Source organism: Streptomyces scabichelini (assembly GCF_011045015.1).
Lineage (GTDB): Bacteria > Actinomycetota > Actinomycetes > Streptomycetales > Streptomycetaceae > Streptomyces > Streptomyces scabichelini.
The window spans coordinates 24,138-40,220 of record NZ_JAAKZY010000087.1; the positions used below are offsets into that span (position 1 = coordinate 24,138).

Consider the following 16,083-nt stretch of genomic DNA (forward strand, 5'->3'; position numbering starts at 1 on the left):
CACCGTCAGTGCGGAGGCCACCATGGACGCCGCCCGCGCATCGCCGCCCTGACCCACGGCGACCGCGCCGCCTGGGAGGGGACGGCCGTCTTCCATGAGCTGGTCCGCGTCGCCCTGCACGGGGATGACCCGCTGGCCGCACTGCCGGACGCCTTGGACCTCGTACTCCCGGATCACCGGGAGCGGTACGCGATCGTCATCGCGCCGGACCGGCATCCGGATCAGGCGACGGAGTGCAACGGAGCCGTGTGGCCGTGTTTCGGGTCCGCGGTGTGGGCGCTGCGTACGACCGGCTCGTACGAGGACGCCGTACGGGCCGTGATCGACCTGGGCGGGACACCGACACCGTCGCGGCGGTCACGGGCGGGCACGGGCGGGCTCGCGGGGGCCGTGTACGGGGCGAGCGCGGTCCCGGAACGGTGGACCGAGCCCCTGCACGTACCAGCCCTTATCCGCTACGCCTTGTTGAGGTACGCCAGTACCGCCAGGACCCTGCGGTGGCCGCTGTCGCTCGGGGGCAGGCCCAGTTTCAGGAAGATGTTGCCGATGTGTTTGCTGACGGACCGGTCCGTCACCACGAGGGTCTTGGCGATGGTCGCGTTGTCGTGGCCCTCGGCCATCAGCTCCAGGACCTCGCGTTCGCGGGGTGTGAGCATGTCGAAGGGGTCGTCGCCGCGGCGGGTGAGGAGTTCGGTGACGACCTCGGGGTCCAGGGCCGTGCCGCCTGCGGCGACCCGGTCGAGGGCGTCCAGGAACTCGTCCACCCGGCCCACCCGGTCCTTGAGCAGGTAGCCGACGCCGCTCGCCCCGCCGCCCAGCAGTTCCGCGGCGTACGTCTCCTCAACGTACTGGGAGAGTACGAGCACCGGCAGGCCGGGGATCTTCTCGCGGGCGGTGAGCGCGGCCCGCAGGCCCTCGTCGCGGAAGCCGGGCGGCATGCGTACGTCGAGCACGGCGATGTCGGGGCGGTGTTCCAGGAGCGCGGGCAGCACCTCGGGGCCGCTGCCGGCGACAGCCACGACCTCGTGCCCGGCGGAGGTCAGCAACAGGACGATGCCCTCGCGCAGCAGGGCGTTGTCCTCGGCGATCACGACCCGCACAGCGGCTCTCCCACGTGGCTCATTCCGATACGCAGGGGCCCGATACGCACGGCCCGATATGCGCGGCTGTGCAGGGCCCGGTATACGCAGAGGTGCAGGCCCCGATATGCACGACGCTCGCCGCGGGCTGACGCTGTCCTGCTCCGCGGCGAGCGCTTCTCACGTCCTCCGGAGAGGTTCGCTCGTCAGAGTTTGTCCATGCGGGTGTAGGGGCTGACGATTCGGGCCTGGCGGGAGCCGAAGTCGACGAGCATCGCGACGCCGTCCTCGACGCCGACGATCGTGCCCAGGCCGAACTGGTCGTGCGACACCCGGTCGCCCAGGGCGAAGTGCTTGGCGACCGGGACAACCGGAGCTTTGAAGGGACTGGTGGACAGATGGCGCCGGGGCGCTGAGGGCTTCGTCATCGTGCTTCCAGTATGCGCCCCCGAAGCCCCGAAAAGTCAGCCACCGATGACAACGATCCGATCCCCGCTCTACAACGCCTTCAGCGCCTCCGCCGTGGCCAGGGCCAGACTCTCCAGGTAACCCTTCGGCAGCTTCGGGTCACGGATCACCACCGAGCGCCAGTACAGCGGCCCGGAGATCAGGTCGAGGGCGAGGTCCTCGTCGATGCCCATGCGGACCTCGCCGCGCCTCTCGGCCGCGGCCACGATGCCGCTCGCGACGCCCTCCTGGCCTTCCCGCAGGGCCTTCTGCATGGCCTCCGCGATATCCGGATTGCGGGCCGCCTCCGCCTGGAGGTCCGGGATGATCTGCGAGGCCACGGGGTGACGCAGGGCGCGGGACGTGACCTCGTACAGCAGTCGCAGGTCGCCCTCCAGGGAGCCCGTGTCCGGCGCCGGAAGCCCCTGGACGGCGATCGCGGACACCAGGTCGAGCACCAAGTGCAGCTTGGAACGCCACCGGCGGTAGACCGCCGTCTTGCCGACGCCCGCGCGGCGCGCGATCCCCTCGATGGACATCCGTGCGTAGCCGACGGCCGCCAGTTCCTCGAAGACGGCCGCCCGGATGGCCTCCGTCACATCCTCCCGGAGCACGGCCGCTCCGGCGGGAGCCCTGCGGCGCGGCCGCTCCGGGCTCGGCGCGGCTCCGTCGGCTTTCCCCTCAGAGTTCCGATTGGCGTTCCCGTCAGCGTTCCGATCGGCGTTCCCGTCGGCATTCGTCGTCATGCGGTCAAGCATAGGGCGTTACGACGAAACGGTTGCGTTCCGACGTCGAATCGACCTACGCTCACGTTGCGACGATACGGTCCCGTCCCGACGTAAAGCCGGGCCCATCCCCAGGTAAAGCAAGGGTTCTGCACCCGCCTCCGACTCCCCCACCGTCACCACCGCCACCTCCCCCGCACCCAAGAGAAAGCAGCGGATGTGAGCCAGCTCCTCGACACACCGCCCCAGGCACCTGCCCCGCCCGACGACAGCCCCGCGGCGCTCGCCGCCCGCTACGGCCTGACGGTCAGCGGCGCCCGCCCCTCGCTGTCCGCGTACGTCCGCCAGTTGTGGGCGAGGCGGCACTTCATCACGGCGTTCGCGACGGCCAAGCTCACCGCTCAGTACAGCCAGGCGAAGCTCGGGCAGGTCTGGCAGGTGGCGACTCCGCTGCTGAACGCGGCGGTCTACTACTTCATCTTCGGCTACCTGATGGGGACCAGCCGGGGGGTGCCCGACTACATCCCGTTCCTGGTCACGGGCGTGTTCGTGTGGACGTTCACACAGAGTTCGATCATGGCGGGCACGCGGGCGATCTCCGGCAGCCTCGGCCTGGTCAGGGCGCTGCACTTCCCGCGGGCCGCGCTGCCGGTGTCGTACGCCCTGCAACAGCTTCAGCAGTTGCTGTTCTCGATGGCGGCGCTGGTGGTGATCCTGCTCTGCGTCGGTGTGCCGGTCGGCACGTCGTGGCTGCTGGCGATTCCGGCTCTGGCACTCCAGTTCGTGTTCAACGCGGGCGTGGCGATGATCATGGCCCGGATGGGGGCGAGGACGCCGGACATCTCGCAGCTGATGCCGTTCGTGCTGCGTACCTGGATGTATGTCTCGGGTGTCATGTGGAGCATCGACAGGGTGCTCGACAGCCACCAGGACCTGCCGCGTGCCGTGCTGCTCGCGCTGGAGTGCAATCCGGCCGCGGTCTACATCGACCTCATGCGGTTCGCGCTGATCGACAGCTTCCACGCGAGCCAGTTGCCGCACCACGTGTGGGCGATCGCGGTCGGCTGGGCGCTGCTCGCCGGCGTAGGCGGCTTCATCTACTTCTGGAAGGCCGAGGAGACGTACGGACGTGGCTGAGAACGTTGAGCACGCTGAGCACAACGAGAAGATCCCCACCGTCATCGCCGACCGGGTCGACGTCGTCTACCGGGTCAACGGCACCGGCGCCGGCCGCGGCTCCGCGACCGCCGCGCTCAACCGCATCGTGCGCGGCAGGAAGGCCGAGCAGGCGGCGGGCGTACGCAAGGTGCACGCGGTGAAGAGCGTGTCGTTCACCGCGTACAAGGGCGAGGCCATCGGGCTGATCGGCACGAACGGGTCCGGCAAGTCGACCTTGCTCAAGGCGGTCGCCGGCTTGCTCCCTGTCGAGAGCGGCCGTGTCTACACGCACGGCCAGCCCTCCCTCCTCGGTGTGAACGCGGCCCTGATGAACGACCTGACCGGTGAGCGAAACGTCCATCTCGGCGGGCTCGCCATGGGTATGTCCCGCGAACAGGTCCGCGAGCGGTACCGGGAGATCGTCGACTTCTCCGGCATCAACGAGAAGGGCGACTTCATCACATTGCCCATGCGGACGTACTCCTCCGGGATGGCGGCGCGGCTCCGGTTCTCCATCGCCGCCGCGAAGGACCACGACGTGCTGATGATCGACGAGGCCCTGGCGACGGGCGACCGCTCCTTCCAGCAGCGCTCCGAAGCCCGGATCCGGGAACTGCGCAAGCACGCCGGCACCGTTTTTCTTGTGAGCCACAACAACAAGTCCATACGGGATACGTGTGACCGGGTGTTGTGGCTTGAGCGGGGGGAGCTCCGGATGGATGGACCGACGGAGGACGTGCTCAAGGAGTATGAGCAGTTCACCGGGGGGAAGAACTAGGCCTTCGTGGAAGAGCTCGGGGGGCACTGCTGTATGACGGCTGCGGGTCGTCCGTGGCTTGTCGCGCCCACGCGGCGGAGCCGCACGATGTCACAGCCCCGCGCCCCTAAAGGGCGCACCCCTTACCGCTCCAGGAACCCGAACAACTCCTCCCACCGCCGCACGACCTCATCCGTCCCGTACCGCTGGATGTTCACCCTCGCCGCGTCCCCCATCCGGTCCCGCAACTCCTTGTCGGACATCAGCACATCGAGCCTGCGAGCGAGTTCCCCGGTGTTGCCGAGGGCGGCAAGCAGGCCGTCCTCTCCGTCCCGGATGATCTCGTGGACGCCGGGAGCGCAGTCGAAGGCGGCGCACGGCACGCCCGTCGCCATGGCCTCCATCAGGGCGAGCGGGAAGCCCTCACCCCGCGAGGACTGGACGAAGACCGAGCCGCCGCGCAGTGCGCCCGCCACATCGCCCGTACGGCCCATCCACTCGACGGAGTCGTCGAGCCCGAGCGCCGTGCACTGCTTCCTCAGCATCTCCTCGTCCTCGCCGGAGCCGTAGATCCGCAGCGTCCAGTCGGGGTGGCGCGGGGCGACCTCCGCCCAGGTGTCGAGGAGCATGTCGATGCCCTTCTGGTCATGCAGCCGGCCCATGCTGACGACGACGTTCGCGCTGCGCGGTGAGGGCGTCTCGGGCATGAAGGGCAGCGGATTCGGCATGTACGAGGCGTTGTTGAGGCCCTGCCCGATCCACAGGTCGGCGTCCTCGCGGGTCAGGGCGAGCATGCGGTCGACGTCCCGGTAGTGCTTGAGGACCCGCCGGAAGCGCGAGGACCCCTTCGAGTACGCGAACGACTCGTGGCTCATGCCGATGACGGTCAGGCCGCGTGTGTCGGCCAGTTCCACCCACTCCATGGCCCACACCTGCGTGACGATCACGACCGCGCCGGGCCGCGCCGCCCGGAACAGCGCCGTCAGCTTGGCGGCCTGCTCGCGCATGCTCGCCCGACGGGCCCGACCGGGCCGGGGCGGCTGTCCCTCGTACAACGTCGTGGTCGGGTACGGGAGTTCGCCCCCCAGCTCCTGCACGACCTCGGCCGGGGTGATGCCGATGACACGCACGCGATGCCCGCGCTCGGTGAACAGCCGGGCCATCTGGTGCGACCAACTGGTCACCCCGCCCAGCTCGTCGACGCTGTTGGAGACGAAGAAGACGTCCCGCATCTCCATTAGGACCTCCACTGGGAGAAGAACTGGTCGACGACGCTCTGCGCGGCGTTCCCCTTGTCGTACTCGCCGAAGTCCGAGACGAACCGCTCCCGCGCCTCCGCGTACCTGACCACCTGTTTCTCCAACGAGCCGAGGGCGGCGTGCAGTTCGTCCTCGTTGCGCACGACGGGTCCGGGCGCATGCTCCAGCAGGTCGAAGTAGGTCCCGCGCCCCCCGTACACGTACTCCTCGTAGTCGTACGCGAAGAAGAACATCGGCCGGTCGAGGAGGGCGTAGTCGAACATCACCGACGAGTAGTCCGTGATCAGCCCGTCGGCGAGGGCGAGCAGCGGGGTCACGTCATGATGCGCAGATACGTCGATGACTCGGCCCCGCACGGACGGCGGGAGCACGACGTGGTCGAGGTAGTGCGAGCGGACGAGGAGGACGTACCGGTCGCCGAAGGTGTCCGCGAAGCGCTCCACGTCGAAGGGCAGCTCGAAGCGACCCTTTCCGCGCCCACGGAAGGTGGGCGCGTACAGCAGGACCTTCTTGTTCTCCGGGATGCCCAACTCGGCGGCCAGCGACGGTCGTCCGGGCTCCAGACGGGCCCGTACGAGGGCGTCGTTGCGCGGATAGCCCACCCGCAGCAGCGTCTTCTCCTTGAGCCGGAAGGCGTGCGCGAGCGTGCGGACATCGTGTTCGGAGCGGATCAGGAACCGGTCGAAGCGGTCGAGTGTGCGCTGCTGGTCCTCCTGCTGGGGGCGGGACCTGAGCTTCCATTCCGGTTCGTCGAAGCCCATCCGCTTGAGCGCCGAGCCGTGCCAGGTCTGGATGTACGTCGTCCGGGGCCGCTTGGTGAGTTTCAGCGGATAGCTCTGGTTGTCGACCCAGAACTCGGCCTGGGCCAGCGCCTTGAGATAGGGCAGCGACCAGCGGCGTACGAGGGTGGCGTCGGACGGAAAGCCCTCCGGGCTGCCCGCGTACGACCACACCGCCTCGAACTCCAGGCCCTGGCGCCGCATCTCCTCGTAGATGGCCCGCGGGCTGTCGCTGTACTGCCGGCCCAGGTGGCTCTCGAAGACCACCAGGCCCTTCTTCACGGGCAGCCGGCTGAACACCTCGTGGTACAGCCGGATCTTGGTGTCGCCGGAGGCCAGCTTCTTGCGCAGCGTCCTCGCCTTCCGGTACCCGGTCTTGGCGAGCCGGCCGGGCGCCCCGTGCACGCCGCGCGCGACGAACGCGTCCACTTCCTCGCGGGAGATGAGCCGGAAGCAGAGATGGCCGCGTGCGGAGATCTCGGGCTCGATGTGGTGGGCGGCCAGTCGGGTGAGCCGGGGCCGGACGGGCAACTGTCCGGCGGCCAGGCCGGGGTCGGAGGCGGTGAGCCGGGTCGTGGTGCGGGTGCCGTCGACGTCGAGATGGAGGCGTACGTCCCACACGGCGTCCACGATGCCGAGCGGCCGCAGCCCGCGCACGAGGTCCGCCGAAGCCTCCCAGGCGATGGTCTCGCCCTCGTGCCGCAGGGTGGCCACGGGGAACCGGAAGGTCTGGAAGCGCACGCCCTTGCGGCGGGCACCGAACTCCAGCTCACCGACGAGCCCCGCATCGGGCGGGATGACGCCGAGCGGGTTGGTGATGCGCCCGGCCAGCCAGACCGTGCCGGCGGCTTCCGCGTAGCCGGTCAGGGCGTTGCGCAGGAACATCTTGTCGACCGGCTTGGTGTGGTAGCCCAGTTCGGTGACGTCCAGGACCTGCCGGCCGAACTCATCGCCGCCGAGGTGCTCGGCGCACCAGTAGATCCGCCCGTCGCGTTCGACGAGCGGCGAGGAGATCTTGTCGCGGTTGGTGAGCGTGTCCACGGCCGGCAGGAGGTTGTCCCAGTCGCTCCGGCGCAGCAGATAGGCGCAGATGGCGTGGATGGGCTCCACCTCGTCGAAGGCGGCGTGATCGATGGAGTCCAGGTACGCGTGGGCGATCGCGGCGAACTCCTGCCGGTAGGACGCGTCGCGGAACGGCAGGTCACGCAGGTGCAGCACCAGGTCGTGCTTGAGGAACTTGACGTCCTTGTGGAACTTCAGCTCCAACAGGCCCCGTTCGGCGAGCAGTTGGTCGACCCGGCGGTGGATCTCCATCCGGTGGGTGAAGTTGGCGATCTCGTGGCGCCGGTTACTGATCGACTTCGTGCCCGCCTGCTTCGGCTTCTCCACGACGTTCCAGTCGTAGACACGGTTGGGGATCAGGGTGATCCGGTCGGCGGCCGCATACGCCTGCGCCGAGAAGAGCAGGTCCTCGTAGTGGATGCCCACCGGAAACTCCAGCCCCTGCTCCAGCAGGAACTCCCGGCGGTAGCACTTGTTCGTCGACAGGGTGTCGAAGACCAGCAGGTCGGGCAGCTCCGCGATCGACTCCAGGGTGCGGGTGCGCGTGTACAGCCAGGGGTACCACTTGACTTCCTTGCGGCTGCGCGAGTCCACGTGCACGCGCACGCACAGCCCGGAGACGAGGTCGGCGCCGGTGGTCTCGGCCGCCTCCAGCATGTTCCGGCAGGCGTTGCGCTCCAGTACGTCGTCGCTGTCGAGGAAGACGACGTACGTGCCGCGCGCCTCCGCGATGCCGTGGTTGCGCGGCGCCCCGCAGCCACCGCTGTTCTCCGCGAGCCGGAAGGCCCGTACGCGGTCGGGATGCTCGGCGGCCAGCCGCCGGGCCACCTCGTACGAGCCGTCCGTGCTGCGGTCGTCCACGATCACGACCTCGACATTCCGCAGCGTCTGCGCCAGCACGGAGCGGACGGCCGTCGGCAGGCGTAACTCGTCGTTGTAGACGATGACGACGACGGACACATCGGGCTGCTGACACATATCCACACTCATCCCATTAATCCTAGGTGCCCCCTTGCGGCTCTGTACGGGGGTGTAGGCCGCTCGGGGTCACTCGGGTAGATGTCGTGACAGGTGTCCGGGTTGCCCTGACTACGAGTGTGTACGCAACAACGTCCGCATCGTCCGCATCGCCACCGACAGGTTCGCCAGGTCGAAGGACTCCGAGCCCTGGATCTCCTCCAGGGTCGTGCGGGCCCGGCCCAGAATCGCCGCGTTCTTCTGCTCCCAGGCCTTGAAGCGCTGTTCCGGGTTGGAGGTGCCGTTGCCGCAGGCGAGTACGTCGGACGTGAGCGCCGCGTGCGCCGCGTACAGGTCCTCGCGGATGGAGGCGCGGGCCATCGACTGCCAGCGGTCGGCGCGGGGCAGCTCGATGATGCGGTCCATGAGCTGGGTGATCCGCAGGCGGTCGGCGAGGTCGTAGTACACCTCGGCGACGGCCATCGGGTCCTTGCCGGTGCGGTCGGCCACCGCCACCACGTCGAGCGTCGGGAAGGCCGCGGAGAACCCGGCGACGCGCTGGGCGAGGTGGTCCGGGACATCGGCGGCCGACAGCTCGTCGTAGATCCGCTGGTACCACTCCAGGTCCGCGCCACGCAGCAGCTTGGGCAGCTCGGCCCAGACCCGCGCGACCCCGTCGCTGAAGAAGTCGATGGTCTCGGCGAGCTCGAGCGGCTGCGGCCGGTTGTTGAGCAGCCAGCGCGTGCCGCGCTCGGCGAGGCGGCGCGAGTGCAGGCGGATACGGGTCTGGACGGCCGCGTCGACCTTGTTGTCGAGCGCCTCGACCTCGTCCCACACCTGGCTCAGCCCGAAGATGGTGCGGGCCGCGGTCTGTGCCCGGACGATCTCCTCCAGCGAGGCCCCGGTCTCCTCGCGCAGTCGGTGCAGGAAGCTCGTACCGCCGGTGTTGACCGTGTCGTTGACCAGCACCGTCGTGGTGATCTCGCGGCGCAGCGGGTGGTTGTCGATCTGCCCGGCGAACTGCTCGTGCAGCGCCGTCGGGAAGTACGCGTGCAGCAGGCTCCGCAGGTACGGGTCGTCGGGCAGCGACGTGTGCAGCAGCTCGTCGGCGACCGTGATCTTCGTGTACGCGAGGAGAACGGCCGTCTCCGGCTGGGTCAGACCGCGCCCGGTGTTGAGGCGCTCACGGATCTGCCGCTCGGTGGGCATGAACTCCAGGGCCCGGTCGAGGTGCCCCGCGCGCACCAGATGGCGCAGGTAGCGGTGCTGCGCGTGCAGCATGTCCGGGGACTGGGCGAGCGCGTTGGCGAGCGCCACGTTCTGCGCGTAGTTGTTGCGCAGGACGAGCCGGCCGACCTCGTCGGTCATCTCGGCGAGCAGCTTGTTGCGCTGCTTGACGGTCATGTCGCCGTCCGCGACGACCGCGTTGAGCAGGATCTTGATGTTCACCTCGTGGTCGGAGGTGTCCACGCCCGCGCTGTTGTCGATGGCGTCGGTGTTGACCTTGCCGCCGGCTTGCGCGAACTCGATCCGGCCGAGCTGGGTCAGGCCCAGGTTGCCGCCCTCGCCGACGACCCTGACCCTGAGGTCGGCGCCGTCGACGCGGATCGCGTCGTTCGCCTTGTCGCCGACGTCGGCATGGGTCTCCGTGCTCGCCTTCACATACGTACCGATGCCGCCGTTCCACAGCAGGTCGACCGGTGCCTTGAGGATGGCCCGCATCAGATCGGCGGGGGTCATTTTGGCGACGCCGGCCTCGATGCCGAGGGCCTTGCGGATGTGGGTGTTGAGCGGGATGGCCTTGGCGGTACGCGGGAAGATGCCGCCGCCCTGCGACAGCAGCTCCTTGTCGTAGTCGGCCCAGGAGCTGCGCGGCAGCTCGAAGAGGCGGCGCCGCTCGGCGTACGAGGTGGCCGCGTCCGGGTTCGGGTCGATGACGATGTGCCGGTGGTCGAAGGCGGCGACCAGGCGGATGTGCTCGGACAGCAGCATGCCGTTGCCGAACACGTCACCGGACATGTCGCCGACTCCGACGACGGTGAAGTCGTCGGTCTGGGTGTTCACGCCCAGCTCCCGGAAGTGCCGCTCCACGGACTCCCAGGCGCCGCGGGCGGTGATGCCCATCTTCTTGTGGTCGTAGCCGGCGCTGCCGCCCGAGGCGAAGGCGTCGCCGAGCCAGAAGTTGTAGCTCTCCGCGACCTCGTTGGCGATGTCCGAGAACGTCGCCGTGCCCTTGTCGGCGGCGACGACGAGATAGGTGTCGTCCCCGTCGTGCCGTACGACGTCGGCGGGCGGCACGACCTCACCGGCCACCATGTTGTCGGTGATGTCGAGCAGCGCCGAGATGAAGGTCTTGTAGCTCCTGATGCCCTCGGCCAGCCAGGCGTCGCGGTCCACGGCCGGGTCCGGCAGCTGCTTGGCGACGAAGCCGCCCTTCGCGCCGACCGGCACGATGACGGTGTTCTTCACCATCTGCGCCTTGACCAGGCCGAGGATCTCGGTCCGGAAGTCCTCACGCCGGTCGGACCAGCGCAGACCTCCTCGCGCGACCTTCCCGAACCGCAGATGCACGCCCTCGACACGCGGCGAGTACACCCAGATCTCGTACGCCGGACGCGGCGCCGGAAGGTCGGGGATGGCCGTCGGGTCGAACTTCATCGAGACGTACTCGTGCGGCTTGGCGCCCGCCGCCTCCTGGAAGAAGTTCGTGCGCAGGGTCGCCTTGATGACGGTGAGGAAGGACCGCAGGATCCGGTCCTCGTCCAGGCTTGCGACCTGGTCGAGGGCGGCGTCCAGCTCCTCGAGGAGGGCGTCGGTCAGTTCCAGACCCGCCCGCTGCCGGTCCGGGGACATCCGCGCCTCGAAGAGGGAGACGAGCAGCCGGGTGGTGTGGACGTTGTTGCGGAGGGTGTCCTCCATGTAGTCCTGGCTGAAGGTCGAGGCGGCCTGACGCAGGTACTTGGCGTACGCGCGCAGCACCATCGCCTGCCGCCAGCTCAGACCGGCGCTCAGCACGAGGGAGTTGAAGCCGTCGTTCTCGGCCTGCCCGGTCCAGGTCGCCGAGAAGGCGTCCTGGAACCGCTCGCGGGCGTCGTCGGCGAGGTAGTCGCCGTTGCCGGTCGTGGGCATGCGCAGGCCGAAGTCGTAGATCCAGGCGGACTTACGGTCCGAGCAGCGCAGCTCGTACGGGCGCTCGTCGGTGACCTCGACGCCGAGCCGGCTGAGCACCGGCAGAACGGCGGAGAGGGAGACCGGCGCACCCGTGCGGTAGATCTTGAAGCGGCGTTCGCCGGGCGCGGCGCCCACCGGCTCGTACAGGCTGAGCGCGAAGTCCTTGCCGTGGTCGAGCTGCTCCAGGTTGACCAGGTCGGCGACCGCCGCGCGCGGGTTGTGGTCGGCCTTGTAGCCCTCGGGGATGGCGTTCCCGTACCGGCGCAGCAGTTCGGCCGCGCGCTCCTCGCCGCACTCGGCGTTCAGCGCCTCGGCGAAGCCGTCGGCCCAGGAGCGGGCGGCCTCGACGAGCCGCGCCTCGATGCGCTCCTTGTCGGCGTCGGACAGCTCGGTCAGCTCGGTGCCCTGGGGGACGCGGACCACGAAGTGCAGCCGGGAGAGGATCGACTCGGTGTTCCAGGCGGTGAAGTCGACGCTGGTACCGCCGAGCTCCTCCTTCAGGATGTCGATGATCCGGAGGCGTACGCCGGTGGTGTAGCGGTCGCGCGGCAGGTAGACGAGGGCCGAGTAGTAGCGGCCGTACTCGTCCTGGCGCAGGTAGAGGCGCAGCCGGCGGCGCTCTTGCAGGTAGAGCACGCTGGTGACGATGGAGCGCAGCTCGTCGGGCGGCGTCTGGAACAGCTCGTCGCGCGGGTACGTCTCCAGGATCTGCAGCAGGTCGCGCCCGTCGTGGCTGTTGGGCGAGAAGCCGGCGCCCTTGAGCACTTCGGCCACCTTGCGGCGGACGACGGGGACGCGGCGCACGGACTCCGTGTACGCGGCGGAGGAGAAGAGCCCGAGGAAGCGCCGCTCACCGATGACGTTCCCGTCCTCGTCGAACTTCTTGACGCCGACGTAGTCGAGATAGCTCGGCCGGTGGACCGTCGCCCGGCTGTTCGCCTTCGTCAGGATGAGGAGCTTGTGCTCGCGGGCCTTGGCGCGGGCGTCGGCGGGGAGCCTGCTGAAGGAGTGCGAGTGGCCGTGGGCGTCGTCGCCGCTGTGGTGCGGGTCGGAGCGCAGAATGCCGAGGCCGGTGCCGGGGACGGCGGCGAGGGAGTCGTCCTCCGTCAGCTCGTACTCGCGGTAGCCGAGGAAGGTGAAGTGGTCGGCGGCCAGCCAGCGCAGCAGCTCGCGGGCCTCCTCGACGTCCTGGTCGCGCAGGTCGTCGGCGGTGGGCTCGGTCGGCAGGCCGTCGGCGATGCGCAGCGCTGCCTCCCGCATCTTCTCCCAGTCCTCGACGGCCTCGCGGACGTCGGAGAGCACGCGCAGGAGATCGGCGGTGATCTGCTTCAGGTCGGCCCGGTCGGTCTCACGGTCGATCTCGACGTGGATCCAGGACTCGGTGTGGGCGTCGTGCGGAAGCCCTTCGCCGGCGGGCCGGTGCGGCAGGACCTCGATGAGCTTGCCGGTGACGTCGCGCCGTACGACGAACTGGGGATGGATGACGACGTGGATGCCGCGCCCCTGCCGGGACAGCTCATTGGTGACCGAGTCGACGAGGAAGGGCATGTCGTCGGTGACCACTTCGACGACGGAGTGGCTGCAGGTCCAGCCGTTCTCCTCGACGGTCGGGGTGTGGACCCGCACGTTGGCCGTGCCCTGGGGGCGGTTCTCGGCCAACCGGTAGTGGGAAAGAGCGGCTCCGAAGACGTCGACCGGGTCACGGTCGGTGAGGTCCTCCGGGGCGGTGTGCAGGTAGTAGCGCTGGAGGAACGCGAGCACGGTTTCCTGGTCCGGGGTGCCGGATGTGCCCTCGTCCGTCGTCCCGGTCGGTAGATGCACCCCGACCGGGCTGTTCTCAGCTACCCGGGCGGCCCGTTCGAGCAGCTCGGCCTTTGCTTCGTCCAGCTTGGTCTGCATTGTCCTCTGGCTCCTGTCGCGCGCCGTTGCGTGACGCCGAAAAACGTGAAGTGACGTAGCGCCGTGACGCGGGGTGTCCGGTCTGGTTCGACGCTATGCCGCGATGAGAGAGGGGCGGGGCGTTATCAGCCATGTTCGGTGTCCCCGGAGACTGTGACGCTGCTCTCGGAGACCCGTACCGCCCGCGAAGACCAGCGACCGCCCGGCCACGGATGTCGTCCGTGCGGTCCGGGCGCAAAGCGGGGACATAGACGCCCCCGCGACATATCGCGCTGATCACGTGACAAGGCTATCGCTCCGCACGGGGCCCCCGTCATGAGCCGCATGTGTACAAAAGAGGGGGTGGGATTTTGACAGTCTGCACAGTGCGGTGGCAGCTTGCGGCCCCGGGTGGCGCAGGGGAGCGTACGGCTCAAGGGTTGGGGGAGGAGAACCCACCCATCCACACACCCGCAGCCGAACACCCGAGTCCCCCGCTCCAACGCAAACCCCGGCGCGCAGCCCCCTTGGCAAAGCCCCGACGCGGGGGCACGTTGGGCGGGACGGATCCCGGGAAGGGAGCGGAGCGACATGACTGTGAAGATCCTGATCGTCACTGGAGACGCCGCGGAGTCACTGGAGGTCCTGTACCCGTACCAGCGCCTGCGCGAGGAGGGCTACGAGGTCCATATCGCCGCCCCCGCCCGCAAGAAGCTCCGCTTCGTCGTCCACGACTTCGAACCCGGCTTCGACACCTACACGGAGAAGCCCGGTTACACGTGGCCCGCCGACCTGGCCTTCTCGGAGGTCGACCCGGGGCAGTACGCGGCCCTGGTGATCCCCGGCGGCCGGGCCCCGGAGTATCTCCGCAACGACCTCGAACTCCGCAAGATCCTCAAAGCCTTCTTCGACACGGACAAACCCATCGCCCAGATCTGCCACGGGCCCCTCCTGACCGCGGCGGTCGACGGCCTTCGCGGGCGCCGCGTCACGGCGTACCCGGCCCTGGAACTGGACATGCAGGCCGCGGGCGCCACCTTCCAGGACGCCGAGGCCGTGGTCGACGGCACCCTGGTCTCGTCGCGCGTCTGGCCGGACCACCCGAGCTGGATGCGGGAGTTCCTCACGGTGCTGCGAGCGAAGGCTCCTGTGACCTGAGCTCGGGGTGGGGGCGCGCGCCCCCACCCCGGTCACCGCGTCACGCAGCCAGCCGCTCGGCCTCCACGACCGCCTCTTCCAAGGTGTCCACGACAGGTACACCCACCGCCTCCAGACTGGCCCTGCTGTGCGACCCCCCGGTGTAGAGCACGGCCAGCGCTCCCACATGGCGGGCCGCGATCGCGTCGTCCGCAGCGTCCCCGATCACCACCGTACGAGCGGGCTCCACGCCGACCAGCGCCCCCACGTGCCGCACCATGTGCTCGGCCTTGCTGCCCCCGGACGGGCCGGTCCGCCCGTCGACCCGTATGAAGTGCGGCTCGATCCCGAAGTCCCGTACCAGCGGGACGAGTTCGTCATGCCCGTACATACTCAGAATTGACTGGCTGCGCCCGGCCGACACCCACTCGGAGAGCAGCCCCGGAACTCCGTCGGTGAGCCCGCACCCGACCCGATGCTCCACGTAGTACCGATGGAACGTCTCGTCCATGACCTCCCACTCGGCGTCCGTGGGCAGCCGTCCCATCAGCCGCTCGTAGAACCGCGGCACCGGTACGCAGTACAGCTCCCGGTACTGCTCCAGCGTGATCGGCTCAAGGCCCAGCTCGGCGAACGCCGCGTTCGTCGCCCCGATGACCGCCGCATTGTCGTGGAAGAGGGTCCCGTTCCAGTCCCAGACGATGTGCGCTGCTTCGTACTTCCCCATACCAAGAACGTACCCGCCCGCACTGACAACGCCGCAGGGATTTCTCGGCGGCCGGCCAACGGGACCTCAGTCCCCGAGCCCGACCAGGTTCGGGATCTCCTGTGTGGCGAACCACAGCAGCTCGTGGTCCTCGGCCCCGTCCACGACGAACTGCGCGTCGTCGTCGCCCGTGTCCGCCGCGCCCAGCGCATCCGCCGCCGACGTGACATCCGCCTCGGCCTCGCCCGAGTCGACGTGCACGGCCGCGGACTTGGCCAGCGGCACCGGCCCCTCGATCCGCACCTCCCCCAGCGAGGCAGGGTCGAGCCCATGGTCGGGATCGGCGACCGCGGTCCCGTCCGGAACGTCGACGGCGACGACGACCCGCCGTCGCACGGCTCCCGGGTCGAGCGCGAGCAGCCGCAGCGAGGCGAGCGCGGCCCGGTTCAGCGCCGCGTACTCCAACTCCTCGATGTCGTCGGACAGGTACCACTCGCGCAACGCGGGCGTGACGGCGTACGCGACGAAGGGCCCGGCCCCGAGCTGACCCGTCTTGTACGCCTCGGCGAGACCGGAGAGGGTCAGGGGGACGTAGACGCGCATAGCTGGCCGCTTTCGTAGTCGGAGGGCTCCTAGGAGGGCTGTCCCGCGCCTCCGGAAGGACCTTCAGGATACGTGCGGGAGTCCCCTTTCGAGTCCGCGCAGCCCCTCGTGCGACGTCAACCGCCCACTCCGCATCTCACCCGGTACACCCCAGCCCTGCCAGGCGTACCGCACTCGTTCGTCACTCTGATAGGTGAGAATTCCGGCCCTCACGGCGCGCAGCCGACGTCCTTGCAGCTGCCCACTCCGGCCCCGTACAAGATCCCCAACAGCAAGTTACTGCCCGGTATCAGTCGGGCCCAGCGAGCGGGGACAACGCCATGAACAAGGTGATGACGAGGAAAAAGCGCACCCCGGGCACCCGC

The 16,083-nt window shown here is 69.1% G+C and carries 11 protein-coding genes and 1 pseudogene; 4 read left to right on the plus strand and 8 right to left on the minus strand.

The genetic code is table 11. The features are described from left to right. Positions 1-48: 48 nt before the first annotated feature. A pseudogene (locus tag G5C60_RS25775) lies at positions 49-360 on the plus strand (ADP-ribosylglycohydrolase family protein); the annotation flags it as partial. A 95-nt stretch (positions 361-455) separates the two neighbouring features. Here the strand turns inward: G5C60_RS25775 and G5C60_RS25780 are convergent. The 3 genes from G5C60_RS25780 to G5C60_RS25790 all read right to left on the minus strand — a co-directional run bounded on the left by G5C60_RS25780 (position 456) and on the right by G5C60_RS25790 (position 2,284). Continuing rightward, entirely contained in the window at positions 456-1,100 is a 645-nt protein-coding gene (locus G5C60_RS25780; protein ID WP_165263292.1) for a response regulator, read from the minus strand. Between the two features lie 185 nt (positions 1,101-1,285). Continuing rightward, complete coding sequence (locus G5C60_RS25785) at positions 1,286-1,507, minus strand: hypothetical protein (protein ID WP_165263293.1); 222 nt, start codon at positions 1,505-1,507, stop codon at positions 1,286-1,288. A gap of 69 nt (positions 1,508-1,576) precedes the next feature. Then, entirely contained in the window at positions 1,577-2,284 is a 708-nt protein-coding gene (locus tag G5C60_RS25790) for a TetR/AcrR family transcriptional regulator (RefSeq protein WP_165263294.1), read from the minus strand. A gap of 186 nt (positions 2,285-2,470) precedes the next feature. On the opposite strand from G5C60_RS25790, the gene G5C60_RS25795 reads away from it, so the two are divergent. Continuing rightward, the gene (locus tag G5C60_RS25795; RefSeq protein ID WP_165263295.1) at positions 2,471-3,388 is read left to right on the plus strand and encodes an ABC transporter permease; all 918 of its coding nucleotides are present in this window, start codon (positions 2,471-2,473) and stop codon (positions 3,386-3,388) included. Further along, the gene (locus G5C60_RS25800) at positions 3,381-4,187 is read left to right on the plus strand and encodes an ATP-binding cassette domain-containing protein (RefSeq protein WP_165263296.1); all 807 of its coding nucleotides are present in this window, start codon (positions 3,381-3,383) and stop codon (positions 4,185-4,187) included. Before G5C60_RS25795 ends, G5C60_RS25800 begins: the two co-directional genes overlap by 8 nt. A gap of 122 nt (positions 4,188-4,309) precedes the next feature. Here G5C60_RS25800 and G5C60_RS25805 read toward each other — a convergent pair whose 3' ends face one another. The 3 genes from G5C60_RS25805 to G5C60_RS25815 form a co-directional block, all read right to left on the minus strand. Beyond that, complete coding sequence (locus G5C60_RS25805) at positions 4,310-5,404, minus strand: glycosyltransferase family 4 protein (RefSeq protein WP_165263297.1); 1,095 nt, start codon at positions 5,402-5,404, stop codon at positions 4,310-4,312. Then, entirely contained in the window at positions 5,404-8,256 is a 2,853-nt protein-coding gene (locus G5C60_RS25810; protein WP_165263298.1) for a bifunctional glycosyltransferase/CDP-glycerol:glycerophosphate glycerophosphotransferase, read from the minus strand. Before G5C60_RS25810 ends, G5C60_RS25805 begins: the two co-directional genes overlap by 1 nt. 99 nt (positions 8,257-8,355) lie before the next feature. Further along, entirely contained in the window at positions 8,356-13,293 is a 4,938-nt protein-coding gene (locus tag G5C60_RS25815) for an NAD-glutamate dehydrogenase (RefSeq protein ID WP_165263299.1), read from the minus strand. 570 nt (positions 13,294-13,863) lie between these two features. Between G5C60_RS25815 and G5C60_RS25820 the strand changes: the two genes are divergently transcribed. Continuing rightward, a complete protein-coding gene (locus tag G5C60_RS25820) occupies positions 13,864-14,430 on the plus strand; it encodes a DJ-1/PfpI family protein (protein ID WP_165263300.1) in 567 nt (188 codons plus the stop codon). A 40-nt stretch (positions 14,431-14,470) separates the two neighbouring features. On the opposite strand, the gene G5C60_RS25825 is transcribed toward G5C60_RS25820, so the two are convergent. Continuing rightward, positions 14,471-15,136, minus strand: coding sequence for an HAD family hydrolase (locus G5C60_RS25825; protein WP_165263301.1), 666 nt, complete (start codon positions 15,134-15,136; stop codon positions 14,471-14,473). A gap of 66 nt (positions 15,137-15,202) precedes the next feature. Further along, entirely contained in the window at positions 15,203-15,718 is a 516-nt protein-coding gene (locus G5C60_RS25830; RefSeq protein ID WP_165263302.1) for a DUF6912 family protein, read from the minus strand. Between the last annotated feature and the right edge of the window lie 365 nt (positions 15,719-16,083).

Coding starts and splice junctions, on each gene's coding strand:
- G5C60_RS25785 (WP_165263293.1), bottom strand. CDS start 1,507: ATGACGAAGCCCTCAGCGCCCCGGCGCCATCTGTCCACCAGTCCCTTC.
- G5C60_RS25790 (WP_165263294.1), bottom strand. CDS start 2,284: ATGCTTGACCGCATGACGACGAATGCCGACGGGAACGCCGATCGGAAC.
- G5C60_RS25805 (WP_165263297.1), bottom strand. CDS start 5,404: ATGGAGATGCGGGACGTCTTCTTCGTCTCCAACAGCGTCGACGAGCTG.
- G5C60_RS25810 (WP_165263298.1), bottom strand. CDS start 8,256: ATGAGTGTGGATATGTGTCAGCAGCCCGATGTGTCCGTCGTCGTCATC.
- G5C60_RS25815 (WP_165263299.1), bottom strand. CDS start 13,293: ATGCAGACCAAGCTGGACGAAGCAAAGGCCGAGCTGCTCGAACGGGCC.
- G5C60_RS25820 (WP_165263300.1), top strand. CDS start 13,864: ATGACTGTGAAGATCCTGATCGTCACTGGAGACGCCGCGGAGTCACTG.
- G5C60_RS25825 (WP_165263301.1), bottom strand. CDS start 15,136: ATGGGGAAGTACGAAGCAGCGCACATCGTCTGGGACTGGAACGGGACC.
- G5C60_RS25830 (WP_165263302.1), bottom strand. CDS start 15,718: ATGCGCGTCTACGTCCCCCTGACCCTCTCCGGTCTCGCCGAGGCGTAC.